At 67.8% G+C, this 16,735-nt stretch carries 16 protein-coding genes and 1 tRNA gene; 7 read left to right on the top strand and 10 right to left on the bottom strand.

The genetic code is table 11. The features are described from left to right. Window positions 1-50: 50 nt before the first annotated feature. Window positions 51-455: a 6,7-dimethyl-8-ribityllumazine synthase gene (ribH, locus tag V2L32_RS10900; RefSeq protein ID WP_331236518.1), complete on the top strand. Its 405-nt coding sequence runs from the start codon at window positions 51-53 to the stop codon at window positions 453-455. Beyond that, window positions 452-1,600, top strand: coding sequence for a pyridoxal phosphate-dependent aminotransferase (locus V2L32_RS10895; protein ID WP_331236517.1), 1,149 nt, complete (start codon window positions 452-454; stop codon window positions 1,598-1,600). The genes ribH and V2L32_RS10895 overlap by 4 nt, the downstream gene beginning before the upstream one ends. A gap of 259 nt (window positions 1,601-1,859) precedes the next feature. On the opposite strand, the gene V2L32_RS10890 is transcribed toward V2L32_RS10895, so the two are convergent. Next, window positions 1,860-2,279: an adenylyltransferase/cytidyltransferase family protein gene (locus V2L32_RS10890; protein WP_331236601.1), complete on the bottom strand. Its 420-nt coding sequence runs from the start codon at window positions 2,277-2,279 to the stop codon at window positions 1,860-1,862. Further along, window positions 2,276-2,791 carry a Mov34/MPN/PAD-1 family protein gene (locus V2L32_RS10885; protein WP_331236516.1) on the bottom strand — a complete coding sequence of 172 codons (516 nt, stop codon included), beginning with the start codon at window positions 2,789-2,791 and terminating at the stop codon, window positions 2,276-2,278. The genes V2L32_RS10890 and V2L32_RS10885 overlap by 4 nt, the downstream gene beginning before the upstream one ends. Before the next feature lie 92 nt (window positions 2,792-2,883). Between V2L32_RS10885 and V2L32_RS10880 the strand changes: the two genes are divergently transcribed. After that, window positions 2,884-4,776, top strand: coding sequence for a DHH family phosphoesterase (locus V2L32_RS10880; RefSeq protein WP_331236515.1), 1,893 nt, complete (start codon window positions 2,884-2,886; stop codon window positions 4,774-4,776). Between the two features lie 121 nt (window positions 4,777-4,897). Continuing rightward, window positions 4,898-5,842 (top strand): esterase/lipase family protein, encoded by a 945-nt coding sequence (locus tag V2L32_RS10875; protein WP_331236514.1) that lies wholly within the window; start codon window positions 4,898-4,900, stop codon window positions 5,840-5,842. Between the two features lie 22 nt (window positions 5,843-5,864). Here V2L32_RS10875 and V2L32_RS10870 read toward each other — a convergent pair whose 3' ends face one another. Genes V2L32_RS10870 through V2L32_RS10860 form a run of 3 tightly spaced genes read right to left on the bottom strand, consistent with a single transcriptional unit; the run spans window position 5,865 to window position 9,714 of the window. Further along, entirely contained in the window at window positions 5,865-7,511 is a 1,647-nt protein-coding gene (locus V2L32_RS10870) for a phospholipase D-like domain-containing protein (protein ID WP_331236513.1), read from the bottom strand. Between the two features lie 31 nt (window positions 7,512-7,542). Next, window positions 7,543-8,973: a HEAT repeat domain-containing protein gene (locus V2L32_RS10865; RefSeq protein ID WP_331236512.1), complete on the bottom strand. Its 1,431-nt coding sequence runs from the start codon at window positions 8,971-8,973 to the stop codon at window positions 7,543-7,545. A gap of 24 nt (window positions 8,974-8,997) precedes the next feature. Continuing rightward, on the bottom strand, window positions 8,998-9,714 hold the full coding sequence (locus V2L32_RS10860; RefSeq protein WP_331236511.1) for a protein sorting system archaetidylserine synthase: 717 nt from the start codon (window positions 9,712-9,714) through the stop codon (window positions 8,998-9,000). A 96-nt stretch (window positions 9,715-9,810) separates the two neighbouring features. Here V2L32_RS10860 and V2L32_RS10855 point away from each other — a divergent pair, with 96 nt between their 5' ends. Both V2L32_RS10855 and V2L32_RS10850 read left to right on the top strand, forming a co-directional pair. After that, window positions 9,811-10,785, top strand: a complete 975-nt coding sequence (locus V2L32_RS10855; protein ID WP_331236510.1) for a DUF7504 family protein — start codon at window positions 9,811-9,813, stop codon at window positions 10,783-10,785. 39 nt (window positions 10,786-10,824) lie between these two features. Beyond that, complete coding sequence (locus V2L32_RS10850; RefSeq protein WP_331236509.1) at window positions 10,825-11,226, top strand: cupredoxin domain-containing protein; 402 nt, start codon at window positions 10,825-10,827, stop codon at window positions 11,224-11,226. A gap of 19 nt (window positions 11,227-11,245) precedes the next feature. Here V2L32_RS10850 and V2L32_RS10845 read toward each other — a convergent pair whose 3' ends face one another. Genes V2L32_RS10845 through V2L32_RS10830 form a run of 4 tightly spaced genes read right to left on the bottom strand, consistent with a single transcriptional unit; the run spans window position 11,246 to window position 13,695 of the window. After that, window positions 11,246-11,893 (bottom strand): 30S ribosomal protein S3ae, encoded by a 648-nt coding sequence (locus V2L32_RS10845; protein ID WP_331236508.1) that lies wholly within the window; start codon window positions 11,891-11,893, stop codon window positions 11,246-11,248. Further along, on the bottom strand, window positions 11,886-12,122 hold the full coding sequence (locus V2L32_RS10840) for a KEOPS complex subunit Pcc1 (protein ID WP_409348417.1): 237 nt from the start codon (window positions 12,120-12,122) through the stop codon (window positions 11,886-11,888). Before V2L32_RS10840 ends, V2L32_RS10845 begins: the two co-directional genes overlap by 8 nt. Further along, window positions 12,122-13,228 carry an exonuclease RecJ gene (locus tag V2L32_RS10835; RefSeq protein WP_331236507.1) on the bottom strand — a complete coding sequence of 369 codons (1,107 nt, stop codon included), beginning with the start codon at window positions 13,226-13,228 and terminating at the stop codon, window positions 12,122-12,124. The genes V2L32_RS10840 and V2L32_RS10835 overlap by 1 nt, the downstream gene beginning before the upstream one ends. Beyond that, window positions 13,228-13,695 carry a 30S ribosomal protein S15 gene (locus V2L32_RS10830; protein ID WP_331236506.1) on the bottom strand — a complete coding sequence of 156 codons (468 nt, stop codon included), beginning with the start codon at window positions 13,693-13,695 and terminating at the stop codon, window positions 13,228-13,230. Before V2L32_RS10830 ends, V2L32_RS10835 begins: the two co-directional genes overlap by 1 nt. A 189-nt stretch (window positions 13,696-13,884) precedes the next feature. Between V2L32_RS10830 and V2L32_RS10825 the strand changes: the two genes are divergently transcribed. After that, window positions 13,885-13,956, top strand: a tRNA-Ala gene (locus tag V2L32_RS10825). A 374-nt stretch (window positions 13,957-14,330) separates the two neighbouring features. Here V2L32_RS10825 and katG read toward each other — a convergent pair. Beyond that, a complete protein-coding gene (gene katG, locus V2L32_RS10820) occupies window positions 14,331-16,508 on the bottom strand; it encodes a catalase/peroxidase HPI (RefSeq protein ID WP_331236505.1) in 2,178 nt (725 codons plus the stop codon). Between the last annotated feature and the right edge of the window lie 227 nt (window positions 16,509-16,735).

The following is a 16,735-nucleotide window of genomic DNA, read 5'->3' as shown; positions in this document are numbered from 1 at the left end:
TTGTCCTCCCGAACGGCAAGGACTTAGACCCCGGCGGGTTCACTCCATCTATGGTCACGCTCGGACTCGTCGTCTCGCGCTTTAACGCCTCCGTCACCGAGGTGATGGCGGAGGAGGCGCGCGAGGCCGCCGAGGAACACGGAGCGGAGATCGCCGAGACGCTGTCGGTACCCGGCGCGTACGACACGCCGCTCGCGGCCGACAGGCTCGCCCGTCGGGACGACATCGACGCGGTCGCCGTGATCGGCGCGATCGTCACCGGCGAGACGGACCACGATCAGGTGATCGCGCGGACGGCCGCCGACGGCCTCACGAAGGTGAGCCTCGACCGAGACACGCCGGTCACGCTCGGGATCACTGGCCCCGGAATGAACCCGGACCAAGCGCGCGCCCGGATCGGCAACGCCGGGACGGCGGTCGAGAGCGCGATCGACCTCGCGGAGAGACACCAATGAGTTTTCACTTCTCACGGCGGATCGGACGGGTAGAGCCGAGCGCGACGCTCGCGATCAGCAGCCTCGCCTCCGAACTCGAGGCGGAGGGGAGAGACGTCGTCGACCTGAGCGTCGGCGAGCCCGACTTCCCCACGCCCGCGAACGTGATCGAGGCGGGGAAACGGGCGATGGACGAGGGGCAAACGGGCTACACCCCCTCGAAGGGGATCCCCGAACTCCGCGAGGCGATCGCGGAGAAGCTCACGGCGGACGGGGCCGACTACGCTTCGGACGAGGTGATCGTGACGCCGGGCGGGAAACAGGCGCTCTACGAGGTCTTCCAGACGCTGATCCAGGAGGGCGACGAGGTCGTCCTGCTCGATCCGGCGTGGGTCTCCTACGAGGCGATGGCGAAACTCGCCGGGGGCGAGTTGACGAGAGTCGACCTCGCGCGCCACGAGTTCGCGCTCGAACCGGCGCTCGACATGCTCTCGACGGTGATCACCGACGAGACCGCCCTCCTGGTGGTGAACTCGCCAAGCAACCCGACGGGCGCGGTCTACTCCGAAGCGGCACTGAAAGGCGTACGCGACCTCGCGGTCGAACACGACGTGACGGTGATCAGCGACGAGATCTACGAGCGGATCACCTACGATCGCGAGGCGATCTCGCTCGCCTCGCTCGATGGTATGAGAGAGCGGACGATCACGATCAACGGCTTCTCGAAGGCCTACTCGATGACCGGATGGCGACTCGGCTACCTCGCCGCGCCGGAGAAGCTCGTCTCGGAGGCGGGGAAACTCCACTCGCACTCGGTCTCGTGTGCGACGAACTTCGTCCAGCACGCGGGCGTCGAGGCGCTTCGCAACGCCGACGACTCGGTCGCGGAGATGGTCGCGGCCTTCGAGGCTCGTCGTGCGCTCGTGGTCGACCTGCTGGAGGACCGGAACGTCTCTGTCTCGGTGCCACAGGGCGCCTTTTACCTGATGGTCCCCGTGGAGCCGAACGACCAGGCGTGGTGCGAGAACGCGCTCTCGGAGGCTCACGTCGCGACGGTGCCCGGAAGCGCGTTCGGCGCGCCCGGCTACGCCCGATTGTCCTACGCGAACAGCGAGGAACGGCTCAGAGAGGCGGTCGACCGACTCTCGACCGAGGGGTATCTGTAGGACGTTTCCGGATACCGGGAAAGCGGCTACCGCGAACGAAGCTCTTCGATCGATTCGCGGAAATCGCGGTCGGCACGTTCCTTGGTGGCTTCGACACCAGATTCGGGGTCGATATCCGCGTACGTTCCGATGAACCTACGCGCGCCGTTCGACGTTCCGTCGTTCGGCATCGTTGGGTCTATCGAGACGGTAGGCGATACGCGAGGCGTTTCTGGGAGAGGTGTAGCTCGAACCGTCCGGCGTATCCGTCCTCGCCGGCTCAACACCGACGCTCGCAGATCCGGTCGACGATCTGGCCCGTCGAGAGCAGGCCCTCGCCCTCCATCGGCGACGCCCGGGCGAGTTCGCAGTCGATGCCGCGTTCTCTCAGCGCGGCTTCGATCGCCGCGTCGTCGTGGTGTTGGTCGTAGCCGAGGACGATCACGTCGGGGTCGATCCGTTCGATCGGTACGAAGATGTCCTCCTCGTGGCCCAGGATCGCCTCGTCCACGACATCGAGGGCTTCGATCATCCGGCGGCGTTGGGGTCCGGGAACGATCGGTTCGGGTTTGTGGGTGACGTTCGTCCGGCGGGCGACGATCACGGTGAGGACGTCGCCCATCGCTGCGGCGTCTTCGAGGTAGTGGACGTGGCCGGGATGCAACAGGTCGAAGGTGCCCTGGGCGACGACGCGTCTCACCATCGGGGGCGGTCCTCGCGTCTGAGCTCCTCGTCGATGTCGTTCTGGTCGAAGTCGAAGAAGGCGTCGTCATCGGGGAGGGTGACCGAGAGCACGTCGAGATCCGTCTCGTAGCCGTCGGAGTCGAACGCCTTCCAGTCGTTCTCTCCGTACGGTGCGCCGATGATGACGTGGACCGATCCCCTCGTAAACGTCGCGAGGTCGGCGTCGCTCGGCCGGAGCACGCCGTTGGGGTGCGAGTGGACCGAGCCGACCTCTCGGGAGTCGTTCGGGATGGCGCTGTTCTTGATCGTGGCGCTCACCGGGTTCGTTTCGGTGCCTGGAATGAACAGCACGTCGGTGATGACGAGGCCATCCCGGTCGAGGCCGAGGTCCCCGGCGTCCTCTCCCCGAAGCAGTCCCATGTACTCGTTCGGGTGTGCCTCCTCCGAGGCGCGGAGAGCGAACTCGAGGGTGTCGGCGGCGATGCCGAGCACCTCACGGGAGCGAAACGGCGACCGGAACAGGCCCATACCCCTACTCGACCGCTCTGCGTGCTAAGCCTTGCGGCATCGCCCTCCGTTTGACAACCGTTAAACGGCGGGCTCACGAAGCCGGGGCAAGAATGGCTTCTCACTCCGAAGCGGACGGCGAGTTCGTCGTCCACGATCTCGCGTCCGACTGCACGATCGGTGACGTCGAGGAGGATCTCACGTATCTCGGTACGGTCAACGGCGTCGTCGAGTACGGCGTCTTCGTCGACCTCTCCGATCACGTCTCCGGCCTCGTCCACGAGTCGACCCTCGAGGAGAGCTACGCGGTCGGCGATCGACTGGCCGTCTCCCTCGACCGGATCCGGGAGAACGGCGACGTCGCCTTCTCGCCCGCGCCGGCCGACCTCGAGACGGCCACGGTCGTGACCGTCGACCACGCCTACGAGGTGACGCGGGTCTCCGGGCTCGACGAGGGCGAGGAAGTGGATGTCGAGGGCGAGGTCGTCCAGATCAAGCAGACCGGCGGCCCCACGATCTTCCAGATCGCCGATTCGACCGGGATCGTCCCGTGTGCAGCGTTCGAGGCCGCGGGCGTGCGAGCACACCCCGAGATCGAGGTCGGCGACGTCGTCCACGCGACCGGACGCGTCGAGCTGCGAGAGGGATCGACACAGGTCGAGATCGAGTCGATCACCGCGCTCGCCGGGGAGGACGAGACGGAGATCAGAGCGCGCCTCGACGCCGCGATCGACGACCGGGCGACTCCACACGACGTCGACCCACTCGTCGAGTGGTCGGCGATGGAGCCGCTGCTCTCCGACCTCCACGAGGTCGCCACGCTGCTCCGTCGGATGGTGCTCGAGGGCCGACCGATCCGGATGCGTCACCACGCCGACGGCGACGGGATGTGCGCGGCGGTCCCCCTCGCGCTCGCACTGCGCCGGTTCATCGCCGAGGTCCACGAGGACGACGACGCCACCCGACACCTGCTCAAGCGACTGCCGAGCAAGGCGCCCTTCTACGAGATGGAGGACGCCACGCGGGACCTGAACTACTCGCTCGCCGATCGCGCCCGACACGGCCAGAAACTCCCGCTGCTGCTCATGCTCGACAACGGCTCGACCGAGGAGGACGTTCCCGCCTACCGCACGCTCTCGCACTACGACATTCCGATCGTCGCGATCGATCACCACCACCCCGACCCCGAAGCGGTCGACCCACTGCTCGCCGCCCACGTGAACCCCTACCTCCACGGCGAGGACTACCGTATTACCACTGGAATGCTCTGTGTCGAACTCGCCCGGATGATCGATCCCTCGGTGACAGGAGAACTCGGCCACGTCCCCGCGGTGGCGGGGATCTCCGATCGCTCGTCGGCGGGCGCGATGGACGACTACCTCGCGCTCGCAGAGGAGGCGGGCTACGGGACCGAGGACGTCCACGAGATCAGCGACGCACTCGACTACGCCGCCCACTGGTTGAAGTACAACGCCGGGCAGCCCCTCATCAGCGACGTGCTCAACGTCGACTGCGACGACGAGGCCCGCCACCGCGAGCTCGTCTCCTTTCTCGCCGAGCGCGCGGGGCGAGACATCGACGTCCAGCTCGACGCGGTGTTGCCGCACGCGGAACGGAGCCGGTTGGAGAACGGCGCGCACCTCTGTCGGATCGACGTCGAGGAGCACGCCCACCGCTTTACGTTCCCCGCGCCGGGGACCACGACGGGCGCGGTCCACGATCGCGTCGTCGAGGAGACCGGCGGCGACCCGGTGATCACGATCGGCGTCGGCCCCGACTTCGCGGTGCTCCGAAGCGACGGCGTCCGCCTCGACATCCCCCGCATGGTCACCGAACTCGTCGAGGAGACGACCGGGGCAGGCGTCGAGGGCGGCGGCCACCTCGTCGTCGGCTCGATCAAGTTCGTGAAGGGCCGACGCGAGGAGGTCCTGGAGTCGCTGATCGAGAAGATGGCGGAGGCGGAGATCGACGAGGCGCTCTCCGCGGCGGCGCACACGTACGAGTAGTCCTTTCGAACCGGCACACCCATCGTCGACTTCCTCCTGTCCCGGAAACTCCCGACACGACTCCGTCACGCGACCAGTGTACAGGCTCAGCGCCTAAGTGACTCAGCGCCCGAGTTCGACCGTGTCACGCGATACGCGGCCGAACGCGGGGAGGAACACGCCGACCAGGCGACGCGTGCTTCGGACGATCGGTGCTACGGCGGCCGTACCGGTCGTGGGAAGCGGCGCCACGAGCGGTGAGCGTGGCGACACCGAGCTCGCGGGGTTGCAGATCGAAGCGGGCGATCCCTGCGAGTGGGAGCGGACCGACGACGCTCGGCTCCCGTTCGAAACCGACGGGTACGGCGGCTGGGGCGGCCACGAGTCCCTCGGTACCGACCCCGGCCTCGACCGTTATCCGGTCGTCTTCGCCCACGGGAACTCCCGCGACGCGTGTGACTTCCTCGATCACGCCGAGTACCTCGTCGAGCGGGGGTTCGGCGGCGACGCGCTCTGGTCGATCACGTTCGGTCGCGAGGGGAGCACCCACGAGGAGATGCGCGACCAGCTGGACGGGTTCGTGGCGAGGATCCGCGAGTACACTGGTGTCGACCGGGTGCAGGTCGTCGGCCACAGCCTGGGCGTGACGGGCCTTCGCTACTGGCTGGACGGCCTGGAAAACTACCCGGAACGCTACGACCGGGTCGAGACGGTCGTCGGGCTGGCGGGGGCGAACCGGGGCACCTGGACCTGTGGGCCGGGGTGCAGGGAGGGACCGGGGAACACGCGGGTCTGTGCGTTCATCTCGCATAGCTGCGCCGACACGCCGGGCGAACCGCTGTACGAACTCAACCATCCCGACGCGACCCCGAACGACGACGCGATCGACTACCACACGGTCCGGGGGTGTGACGACCGGTTCTTCCTTCTCAGACCGGAGAGCCCGACGCTCGACGGCGCGGAGAACGTCGAACTGGCGACCGATCACGACGGTGTTCGGACCGAGGAGGCCACCAAGCGGTTGCTCGCCGAGTGGCTCTCGACACCGCTCTCGTCGTCCTCCTCCCCCCGGTCTCCTCGCTACTAAGGTACGGACTCGCTCCCGGTGATCACCCCTCGAACCGGATCGCACGTTTCCCGATCCAGCCCGCGAGCCCCACGGAGATCGCTACCCCCGCGCCGAACTCGACCGGCAACTGCCACCGGCCGCCGTACCAGTCCGACCGGAAGACGCTCGCGTAGAACCCCCCGACCTCCTCGCTCTCGACGAGCAGGCCGAGTTCGCGGTTGTTCCGCACGGAGTTGTTGTTCCAGTTCACGGAGGAGACGAGCACCCTCCGGTCGTCGACGATCACGCCCTTCGTGTGGACCTTCTCGAAGCGCGAGCGAGGTTCGACGACGCGGGCGTCGACCGGAAGCCCGTCCTCCGTCCGTCGCTCCTCGACGTAGCGGACGAACTCGCGGTTTTCGCTCGCGACGTACCACGACCCATCCAGGACGTACTCGACTTCGACGCCACGTTCGGCGGCGACCATCGTCTCCTCGACGAACGGGTGGTCGGTATCCCCGACCGAGACCTGCTGGACGCGGATCGACTCCTCGGCGCCCGCGAGCATCGCTATCGTCTCTCCCTCGGCGTTGTCCGGAGCGGCCACGACCCGAACGGAGTCGGCGGGCAGCGTCTTCGCCCGGAACTCGGCGGGGTAGGTCGCGTTCGCCGGCTCGGAACCGACGAACTCCCGGTCCTCGCGGTACTCATTCCATACGACCGTGTCGTGGCCGTACGAGTCGGCTTCGAACACACGGACGACGTCCTCGGCGACGGCGTCGTCGGTCACGGAGACGCCCCAGCCACGGCTGGAACGACCCTCGGTCCCGGAGGGTTTCCAGTTCTCGGTGAGCACCAGTACGCGGTCGTCCGAGACAGCGTACTTCGCGTGGTGAAACCGATACCGCTGGCGGTCGCCGTCGAACACCCGGACCTCGACGCCGGCGTCGGCGAGCCGGTCGAGCGCCTCGGCCTCGTGTTCGGTCTGCCCGCCGACCGGCGTCCCGTCGACGAGGACGACCACCTCGACGCCTCGGTCGTGTGCCGCGAGGAGTTCCCCGACTGCACGCTCCGAACTGACGGTGTAGCCGGCGAAGAGCAGTCTGTCCTCGGCACTAGAGAGCACCTCGGTCGGGAGTTCGGGTGCGTCGGGGAGGACGAACACCGTCGCCTCCTCCACCTCGTAGCTCTCGGCCTCGAACCCGGTCGCTCGCTCGGGGATCCAGCGCCACTCCTCGTGGCCGGGTCCACTGTCGGGACCGAGACGGACCCATCGCTGTGCTCTCGGCGCCCGGTCGTACCGAACCTCGTCGACGACCACACCCTCGTACAGCAGCCGGATGTGGTCGCCCTCCTGCGAGAGTGCGATGAACCCGTCGAGTCCGTGGACGGGGTCCTCCGCGAACACCGCTGCGTAGCCGGGGTGGGTGCTGAACGCGACCCTCCCCTCGGCCGTCCCGTTTCCGAGCGGGACCGTCGAGCGGTCGTCGGCGAGTTCCCACCCGTTCAGATCCGTCGGTTCGGGAAACGAGACCACGACGTGTTCGCCCGCGTTCCCCTCGGCGGCGGTGTTCGGATAGACCTCGACGATCTGTGGTGCCCCGGAGCCGGAGGCCGTCCCGATCGACCCCACCGCGACGATCGCGATGGCTACGAGAACGAACGCGAAAACGGTAACGGGGACGAGCGAGGACGACCACCGTGACACGCCACAGCTGGGCCGGCTTCCTATAAGAAGTTCAGACGCCCGCGGTGGCCGTCTCGGCCTTCTTCGCCTCCGACTGGACGATGTACGCCCGGTCCTCGGCGTACTCGCGGACGACCGACAGCGCGCTCTCGGTTCCGATCTGGTTGAGCGCCCAGGCCGCGCTCGCGCGGACGACATCGCTCTCGTCGTCGGCGAGGACCGTCGAAAGCGGGTCGACCGCCCGTGTGTCGCCGATCAGTCCGAGTGCGCGGGCTGCCCTGCTCCTCACCTCGTAGCTCTCCGCGACGAGCTGGTCGGCGACCGCCTGCGTGCCCTCCTCGCTCCCGATCTCGCCGAGGGCCTTCAGCGTGACGTACTGCAACTGTGGATCCTTCTCGGCGGCGGCGTACTCGCGGAGCATCTCGACCGGCTCGTCGCTCGCGACCTTCCCGAGGATCTCGATCGCCGGCTTGTTGCGCTTCTGTGCCAGCTCCATCATCGGCTCGACCGCGCGCTCGTCGCCCATCCGCTTCAGTGCGGAGAGGCAGTGCTCCTCCATGAAGTCCGAGTCGAACATCTCGAACGCGAGCAACACCATGTCGGCGTTGCCACGTTTCTCGTGTTCCTTGAGCGCCGACCACTCCGGCGGGTAGTCCTTGTAGTGACTGAGCACGTCGTAGAAGCCCTGACGCTGCATCCGCTCGCGCACCGAGAGGTCGAGCCAGACCTCCGCGTCGTCGAGATCGGATTCGAGGTCGTCGGTCGCCTCCAGCAGCGCGGCGATCGTCTCGCTATCGGCGTCGGGATCGAGGTCTCCCGCCTCGACCGCTGCGATCGCCCGCTCGAGTGCTGCCGTCAGTGCGTCGACGTCCTCGTCGACGGAGTCCGCTACGTCGTCGCTCAGGAGGTCGTCGATCGCTGTGAGGAAGGCCTCGACCGCGGCGGTCGCCTCTTCGAGGCCGTCGTCGGTCCACTCCTCCTCCTCGACGGTGTCGACCTCCGACTCGATCGCCTCGACGACGTCCTCGGTGTAAGGACCGCGCTGGTCTTCGAGCTCTGATCGAAGCTCTTCGATCCGCGATTCGAGCTCCTCCCTCGGGTCCTCCGCGTCCTCGTCCTCTTCGTCCGGTTCGGGGAGTTCGGCCGCGCCGAGGTCGACCTCGATCGCCTCGATCGTCGCCTCCACCTCGTCGAGATCGGCCTCTGTCTCCGCCTCCTCGAGCATCCCCTCGGCGTCGTCGAGAGCCTCGTGGAGTTCCTCCTCGCTGAGGCCGGGCTCGTCGTCGCTATCGGTCCCGGAGTCGTCATCGTCGTTCTCGTCCTCGTCGGCGGCGGTGTCCTCTTCCACGTCCTCGGCTTCGGACGCCTCTTCGGTCCCGTCTACCGCCTCGTTCGAGGTCTCTTCCTCCGGCTCGTCACCCGCTGTGCCCTCCTCGTCGCCTCCCTCCGCCCTCTCCTCGTCGGGAGCCTCGTCCTCGCTCATGTCTCCGAGTAGCGCGCGTCGCGTCTATGAGCGTTTCCCTTCCCGTTCCGCGTCACCCCAGTAAAAGCGCGGGCCGAGAAAGAGGTAGACCACCGCGAGCGTCAGCAGCGCGACCGGGAAGATCCCGCCGCCGAAGCCGGGGATAGCGACCGCGAGACAGTGGACGACGCCCATGATGAGCGCGTCACGCGCGAGGAGGTCGGGGTAGCGGATCGGCGAGACCATCAGGTAACAGAAAACTATCGCGAGGAGGTAGAGCGGGATCGGATCGGTGACCTCGGCCAGCACCGCGGCGCCGACGATGGTCGCGGCGAGCGTCGTCGGCACCCCGAACGTGTGGTGGTCGGCGGTGTCGTAGGCGGTGTAGAGTCCGAGCCTGACCACGCCGACCGCGACGAACAGCGCTGGCACCCCGAGCGCGACCGCGGTCTCGACCGACGGTTCTGCACCGGTGATCCCCCAGCCGTCGCGGGCGACGACGAACAGCAGGACCGCAGGGGCGACCGCGAACGAGGCCACGTCGGCGAGCGAGTCGAGGTACGGGCCCGCGGGGGTGCCCCCGTATCGACGTGCGAGCAGGCCGTCGAGGCCGTCCGCCACCGCCGCCAGCAGGATGAGCTGTGCCCCGCGCCAGGGGTCGAGCGTGGCGACGATCGCCGCGAGGAAGCCGAGCGCGGCGTTCCCGACCGTCACCACGTCGGCGACGCCGAGCCGGCCGACGAACCGCGGGGCGAGACGCATCACTCCCCCGGTGAGTGAGCGGGGCTTTATCCGTTGTGTTCTCCCGCCGAGCGCGGCCCAAACAGTTAAGCCCTAATCATATGTATTCGGATACGAATGGGAGGGGGAGCAACCGGGGAGACGGAGGGGTTCTCGAACGTGCTACTGCTGGCGCCGGACGCGCTCGACACCGGAACCGGCGCCGCCATCGCCGCCGAGGACCCGACGTACACGACGGTGGTCGCGATCGGCCGGGACCGATCGCCCGACGAGTTCGTGGGATCGTGGCGGGCGTCGGAACGGGCGGAGCCGGCCGACTGGCGGTTCGTCGCCATCGACGAGTTCGCGCGCGGGGCGGCCGCCGCTCGGCCACGGCCGACCGGTGGTCCGCGGCCGCCGACCCCGGTCAGATCGGTCTCCGACCCGGGCGACGTCGGCGCGATCAGGGCCGCTCTCGGTGCGCACCTCGACTCGATCGAGACCGACGCGCTCGTCTGGTTCGAGGTCTCGAGCGTACTCGAAGCGCTCGGCGAGCTCGGGACGTTCGCGCTGCTCAGGACGCTCTCGGTCGACATCGAACGAGCGGGGGCGACCGGCTTCTTCGTCCTCGATCCGACGGCGTACGACCGTTCGACGATCAGGACGCTCGCGCTCGTCTGTGACGTGGTCGGCGGCCTCGTTCCGGAGGGAGACGGCTGGAGCTCGCTCTACGCGATCCACGGCGGACCCGCGCCGACGCTCCCCGCCATCGACCGCGACCGTCCCGTCAACGAACTCGTCGGGCTACTGGTCCACCCGCGACGCCGGCGCGTACTTGCCGCGCTCTTCTCGCACGCCGGCCCGGTGACGGTCCGCGACCTCGCGAACGACGTCGCCGCGGCCGAGGCCGATGGCCCGGTCGAGGACGTCTCCGACGACGAACGGTCGCTGGTCAGCCTCGACCTCCACCACCTCCACCTCCCGAAGCTCGCGGACTACGGCGTGGTCGCCTACGACACCGACCGACGTCTCGTCGAACTGGTCGGTCACACGACGAATCTGGACCTCTATCTCGCACTGGTCGAGGAGTTCGACCTCTCGACGACGGTCTGAGTCGGAGCCGCTTTAGCTCCCGAGTCCCCTTTCTCACGTATGGACAGACGCGCCTTCATCGCCGCCGCTGGCGCGGTCGCGACGGCGGGCTGTACCGCGCTCGGCTCCGACGACTACGACGTCGGGATGAGCGCCCACGAGTTCCTCCCCGAGGAGCTCGCGATAGCGGTCGGCGAGACGGTCGTCTGGGAGAACACCGGTTCGCGCGGGCACACCGTCACCGCCTACGACGGCGGCATCCCCGAGGGCGCGGCGTTCTTCGCGACCGGTGGCTACGGGAGCGAGGCCGAGGCCCGCGATGCGTGGGAGGAGGGGGGCGGAGGACTCATCTCGACCGGCGAGCGCTTCGAACACACGTTCGAGGTGCCCGGGAGACACGCCTACGTCTGCATCCCACACGAGGTCGGCGGGATGATCGGTGCGATACTCGTCGAGGAGTAGCGGTGAAACGGGACGGGGGTTACTCGTCGTCGTCGACGGCGACGTCTTCCTCGTCGATCTCGACGGCGACCTCCTCCTCCTCGGCGACCTCCTCCGGTCGTGCCTCGAGGGTCAGCTTCTGGATCTCGACGCGACGCAGCGGGTAGACCTGCTTCGCCTCGCCGTAGATCGCACTCGAGAGCCGCCCGCCGACGACGCTGTCGACGACCTCCTCGAACGTGCGCTCTCTTGCGGCCTCGCGGGTCATGTCGATCATCAGGCGGCGGATCGCGCGCTCCTGGCTGTGGTTTGCCTTCTTCGTCGTGAACGCGACCGGCTGGATCTGCACCCGGTGGTCGTCCGCGGTGAGCACCGTCACCGTCGCGTCGATCTTCGAGGCGCCGCGGCGGACGAGGCTGCGCAGGTAGTCCCGGGCGAGTTCGTGCTTGACGAACTCGGTGTACGCCGCGTCGCTACCGACGTCGGTCACCTGGAAGGTGAGCTTCGTGTTGTTCTCGCTCGCGTTGTTCGTGAGCTCGCCGAGCGTGGTCTCGATCTTCCGATCGTAGACCTGGTCGGGTTCGTCAGCCGGGGTCTTTCCGAGTTCGGCCCGGTCGAACTGCTCGGGTGCGAGCACGCTGTACCATCGTTTCTCCTGTTTCCGTCGGGATACGGATCGTTCACTCATGATCTGTGTGTTGTAAGTCGGTCGTTCGCTCTATCAGTTCCGTCGCCACCGTCAGATTCACGACGTAGTCGTCGGCGGTCGTCAGCAAGCCGCTCGCCGTCTCCCGCTCGATCGTCGTCGCGACCGCGTCCTCCTCGACGCGGGTCGTCATCTCGTCGGTGTTGTCCGGTCGGACCGCCCGCGCGACGGTCTCCGGATCGGGTACGGAGGTCCGGATCGTCGCGCGCATCAGAGCACCTCCCGGAACGCCGTGAGAAAGCCCTCCGGCTCGCCGTCGAATCGCGCGTACCCTCGGCTCACCGTCGCGCTCGCAGCCCCGTCGACGGCCGCCGCGGCCTCGTTCGTCGTCCGATCGATCGGGTGACCCTCGACGCTCGCGGCGGCCGCCTCGCCCTCCGCGAGGACGAGTGCGACCGGTTCGGGCGAACGGACGTCGCGGACGAGGCGGGCGAGCGTCTCGATCGGTCCCGACTCGACCCTCGCGACGAACAGGCCGTCGTACCGGCCGGTCGTCGCCGTCTCGAGAACGGTGTGCGCTCGCTTCGCGTGGCACCGCCAGGCGTCGAGCGCCTCGACCCGGACGTCGTGGCCCATCGCCAGCGCGAGCGCCGTTCCGGGACGCTCGCGGGCGACACAGTCGAGGACGTCCGCCAGCCCCTCGACCGTCTCGAGGGGGACGGTCGGGCTCGCGTGCGGTCTGAGTACCCGTTCGACGCTCTCGGCCGCTCGCGCGCTCGCCTCGGAGCTCTCTATGGTCGCGAGCGCGAGCAGCGAGGCGACCGCCTCCGGCGCGTCGTCCTCCAGGTCGGCGAGTGCGGCTCCCGCTGCCGTCTCGTCGCCAGAGAACGACGTGTGCACGAACGTCGTGTGTGCGAGGCCGTCGGATACGTCCGCGGTGGGGACGCCCACGCCGGGCCTGCGCTCGATCGCCGCGTCCGCCAAGAGATCCCCCCCTTCGTCGGTCGTCAGATCCCCGCCGTCGGCGACGAGGCCGGCCGCCGCGAGGATCGGATCGGGATCGCAGCCGAGGTCGAGTGCGCTCTCGTACGCAGCGAGCGTCCGGTTCGACGTGAGCGCCGACGAGCCGTCGGTATCGATCCCGATCCCGACGACGAGGCCGTCACCTCGCCCCGCGACGTTCCCCTCCGTCGGTCGGACGCTGGCCTGGAACGGGATCGACCGCTCGGTACAGGCGGCGGCGAGCAGGCCCGCCGCCGCGACGGACGCGCCGTCCGCGCGGGCGAGCAGCCTGACGAACGGCGCGTCGGCTATCGCCGTCGCGAGTTCGGACGCCCCGAGGGCGTCCGGGTCGTTCGGTCGATCCGTCGCGGCCATCACTCCCCGAGGAGGCGTTTCGCCGCGTCGTAGGAGTACCGGAACTCCTCCGGGATCTCCTCGCCGCGGTAGTAGCTGACCAGCCGGCGGACCTTCGACTCCGTGTTCTGGAGCGCCCGCTTGTTCTGGTGGTCCTGTGGGTTCTCCTCCATGTGTTCGCGCAGGCGGATCGCCCGCTCAAGCAGGTTCCGCAGGTCCTCCGGGACGTCGGGCTCGGCGTCGTTCTCCGCTAGGATCTCGGTGAGCTTCTTCCCGGTCGCGAGTTTGACGTTCGGGACGGGTGTCCCGCGGACGCCCTCGTCGCGGAGTTTCAGGCCGATCACCGCGGGCGGGTGTCCGCTCTCTGCGAGTTCGACGACGCGCGCTTCGACGTCGTCGGCTTCGACGTCGCTCCACTCCGGTGGTTCGTCTGACGCCGGGCGGTCCGAACCGGACGCGCCGCGACGACGGGTGTGCATTCGTGCCATAGTGAGGATAGGAACCGCACAGACCGCAGTAGAGCACTCGCACTACTGCAATCTCGAGTCGCGCGACAGCGCGCAACGGGTCAGATTTGCAGCCGTGCCGTTCCCACCGAACCACGGCCGCTCGGGCAGGTAAGTCTTACTACCGCCGTTCGAAGCGTTTATCACTCGGCCGAGGATACGGGAGGGTGCGGGCTCGTAGATCAGGGGTAGATCACTCCCTTGGCATGGGAGAGGCCCCGGGTTCAAATCCCGGCGAGTCCACTACGGCTGCGCCGTAGTTCCCAATGAACAGACGGCGTGGAGTTCCTTTTAAAGAACCGGTAGCGGAATCGAGCTGATTTCGGATATCGCTCTTTCGTAGCACATTGTTGATGGAGCGCAGTCTCGCGATCTTCTGCCGATTGCCATGAGTTGAGCTATTGGTTTCGAACCGCTCCATAGCCCGATCTCGGCTCAGTCAGTGACGAACCGAAATGTAACAACAATCTCCTACGGAAGAGCGAACTAGTAGAGACCTCGCGTCCCACCACGTTTGACACGTCTTCACGACCCGATTGTGAACCCAAACTGGTGACCGCTACGACACTGCGCCGAGACGTCGTAAGCGGCCGCTAGCCCTGACTCTCACCCGCGGCTCACTCGAGGTCGAACCGATCGAGGTGCATCACTTTGCCCCACGTCTCGACGAAGTCGTGGACGAACGTCTCCTCGTTGTCGTCGCTGGCGTAGACCTCGGAGATGGCGCGGAGCCGGGCGTTCGACCCGAAGACGAGGTCGAAGCGCGTCCCGGTCCACTCGACATCGCCCGTCTCGCGGTCGCGTAGCTCGTAGACCGCCTGGGCGTCCCCGGAGGCCTCCCATCCCATGATGTCCTGGGAGTCCTCGGACGTCGCCCACTCGTAGCCCATGTCGAGCAGGGTCACGAAGAAGTCGTTGGTCAGCGTCCCCGGCCGGTCGGTGAAGACGCCGAGCTCCGAGTCGTCGTAGTTCGCGCCGAGTGCGCGCATTCCACCGACCAGCGCCGTCATCTCGTGGACCGTCAGGTTCAGGAGGTCGGCCTTGTCGACCAGCAGCTCCTCCGCCGGCTCCTCGTGCTCGTTCCCGAGGTAGTTGCGGAACCCGTCGACCCGCGGTTCGAGCGCCTCGAACGAGTCGACGTCGGTCTGCTCCTGTGAGGCGTCCGTCCGTCCCGGCTCGAACGGGACCTCGACATCGTAGCCGGCGTCGGCCGCCGCCTGCTCGATGGCCGCGTTGCCGCCCAGCACGATCAGGTCCGCGAGCGAGACCCGAACGCCGTCGGATCGCGAGGCGTTGAACTCCTCTCTGATCTCTTCGACGGTGTCCAGCACGGTCGCCAGCTGATCGGGTTCGTTCGCCTCCCAGTCCCGCTGCGGCCGGAGGCGGATCCGGGCACCGTTCGCGCCGCCGCGCTTGTCGCTGTCGCGGTAGGTCGACGCCGACGCCCAGGCGGTCTTGACCAGCTGTGAGGTCGAGAGCCCCGATTCGAGCAGCGTCTCCTTCAGCTCGGCGATCTCGTCCTCGCCGATGGGTTCGTAGTCGGCCTCGGGGATCGGGTCCTGCCAGAGCATCTCTTCGTCCGGGACTTCGGGGCCGACGAGCCGCGAGGGCGGGCCCATGTCGCGGTGGATCAGCTTGTACCAGGCCTTCGCGAAGGCGTCCTGGAACTCCCGCGGGTTCTCCCGGAACCCTTCGATGATCTCCCGGTACTCCGGATCCCGCTTGAGCGCGATGTCCGTCGTCAGCATCATCACGTCCTCCTTCTCGGAGGAATCCTCGGTGCCCGGGGCGACGCCGTCGAGCGAGCCATCGGTCGTGGTCCACTGCCACGCGCCGCCAGGACCCCGCTCGGGCTCCCACTCGTGGTCGAGCAGGTTGTCGAGGTAGCCCATGTCCCACTGGGTCGGCGTGGCGTTCCACGGCCCCTCGATCCCGCTGGTGATCGTCTCGGCGCCCATTCCGGAGCCGTGGCTGCTCTCCCAGCCGAGACCCTGGGCCTCCATCGGAGCCGCCTCGGGCTCGGGACCGACGTGTTCGTCGGGGTCGTCGGCGCCGTGGACCTTCCCGAAGGTGTGGCCGCCGGCGATGAGCGCCGCCGTCTCCTCGTCGTTCATCGCCATCTGGCCGAACGACTGTCGGATCCGGTCGGCCGACCACTCCGGATCCGGGTTCCCCTCCGGACCCTCCGGGTTCACGTAGATGAGCCCCATCACCGTGGCGGCGAGCGGGTGCTCGAGGTCGTCCTCCTCGTCGAATCGGTCGGCGGTCTCCCACTCCTCTTCGGGCCCCCAGTCGACGGCCTCGTCGGGCTCGAAGGCGTCCTCGCGCCCGCCGGCGAAGCCGAACGTCTCGAAGCCCATCGACTCCAGGGCGACGTTCCCGGAGAGGACGAGCAGGTCGGCCCACGAGAGGGAGTCACCGTACTTCTGTTTGACCGGCCAGAGCACTCGGCGTGCCTTGTCGAGGTTCGCGTTGTCCGGCCAGCTGTTGAGGGGTGCAAAGCGCTGCGTACCGCCGGCCGCGCCGCCGCGACCGTCGCTGATGCGGTACGTGCCGGCGCTGTGCCACGCCATCCGGATGAACAGCGGCCCGTAGTGGCCGTAGTCCGCCGGCCACCACTCCTGGGACGTCGTCATCACGTCCTCGATGTCCGCCTTCAGCTGCTCGTAGTCGAGCTTCTGGAACTCCTCGGCGTAGTCGAACTCCTCGTCCATCGGGCCCGCCTGGCGAGCGTTCTGGTCGAGGATCTTCAGGTTCAACTGGTTCGGCCACCAGTCCTGGTTGGTTCTGCTCATCACCGGGTGGTTGCCGCTTTAACCTATTAATGTTGTTCGATTCGGTAAGGAACCTTCGCTGCATCCCAAGCGAACTACCGAATCCGTAAACCCTCGTCGGTAGAGGACTCGCGCCCCGTACTCATCACGGCAGTTCGACACCGTCGGTACGTGAGAGAACTCGTCAGGTACCATCGTCTACCCCCGAAGGGCTCTTTCGGAGCCGAAATGTCGAATCGGTAGGATTC

This window comes from Halalkalicoccus sp. CGA53 (assembly GCF_036429475.1).
GTDB classification, from domain to species: domain Archaea; phylum Halobacteriota; class Halobacteria; order Halobacteriales; family Halalkalicoccaceae; genus Natronorarus; species Natronorarus salvus.
This window is presented reverse-complemented; position numbering and strand designations above follow the sequence as displayed.

Bases quoted from the DNA above. Each gene is read 5' to 3' on its own strand.
- V2L32_RS10880 (WP_331236515.1), top strand. From the start codon at position 2,884: ATGGCTTCTCACTCCGAAGCGGACGGCGAGTTCGTCGTCCACGATCTC.
- V2L32_RS10850 (WP_331236509.1), top strand. From the start codon at position 10,825: ATGGACAGACGCGCCTTCATCGCCGCCGCTGGCGCGGTCGCGACGGCG.
- V2L32_RS10885 (WP_331236516.1), bottom strand. From the start codon at position 2,791: ATGGGCCTGTTCCGGTCGCCGTTTCGCTCCCGTGAGGTGCTCGGCATC.
- V2L32_RS10860 (WP_331236511.1), bottom strand. From the start codon at position 9,714: ATGCGTCTCGCCCCGCGGTTCGTCGGCCGGCTCGGCGTCGCCGACGTG.
- katG (WP_331236505.1), bottom strand. From the start codon at position 16,508: ATGAGCAGAACCAACCAGGACTGGTGGCCGAACCAGTTGAACCTGAAG.
- V2L32_RS10840 (WP_409348417.1), bottom strand. From the start codon at position 12,122: ATGCGCGCGACGATCCGGACCTCCGTACCCGATCCGGAGACCGTCGCG.
- V2L32_RS10895 (WP_331236517.1), top strand. From the start codon at position 452: ATGAGTTTTCACTTCTCACGGCGGATCGGACGGGTAGAGCCGAGCGCG.
- V2L32_RS10845 (WP_331236508.1), bottom strand. From the start codon at position 11,893: ATGAGTGAACGATCCGTATCCCGACGGAAACAGGAGAAACGATGGTAC.
- V2L32_RS10830 (WP_331236506.1), bottom strand. From the start codon at position 13,695: ATGGCACGAATGCACACCCGTCGTCGCGGCGCGTCCGGTTCGGACCGC.
- V2L32_RS10835 (WP_331236507.1), bottom strand. From the start codon at position 13,228: ATGGCCGCGACGGATCGACCGAACGACCCGGACGCCCTCGGGGCGTCC.
- V2L32_RS10855 (WP_331236510.1), top strand. From the start codon at position 9,811: ATGGGAGGGGGAGCAACCGGGGAGACGGAGGGGTTCTCGAACGTGCTA.
- V2L32_RS10865 (WP_331236512.1), bottom strand. From the start codon at position 8,973: ATGAGCGAGGACGAGGCTCCCGACGAGGAGAGGGCGGAGGGAGGCGAC.
- ribH (WP_331236518.1), top strand. From the start codon at position 51: ATGGTCACGCTCGGACTCGTCGTCTCGCGCTTTAACGCCTCCGTCACC.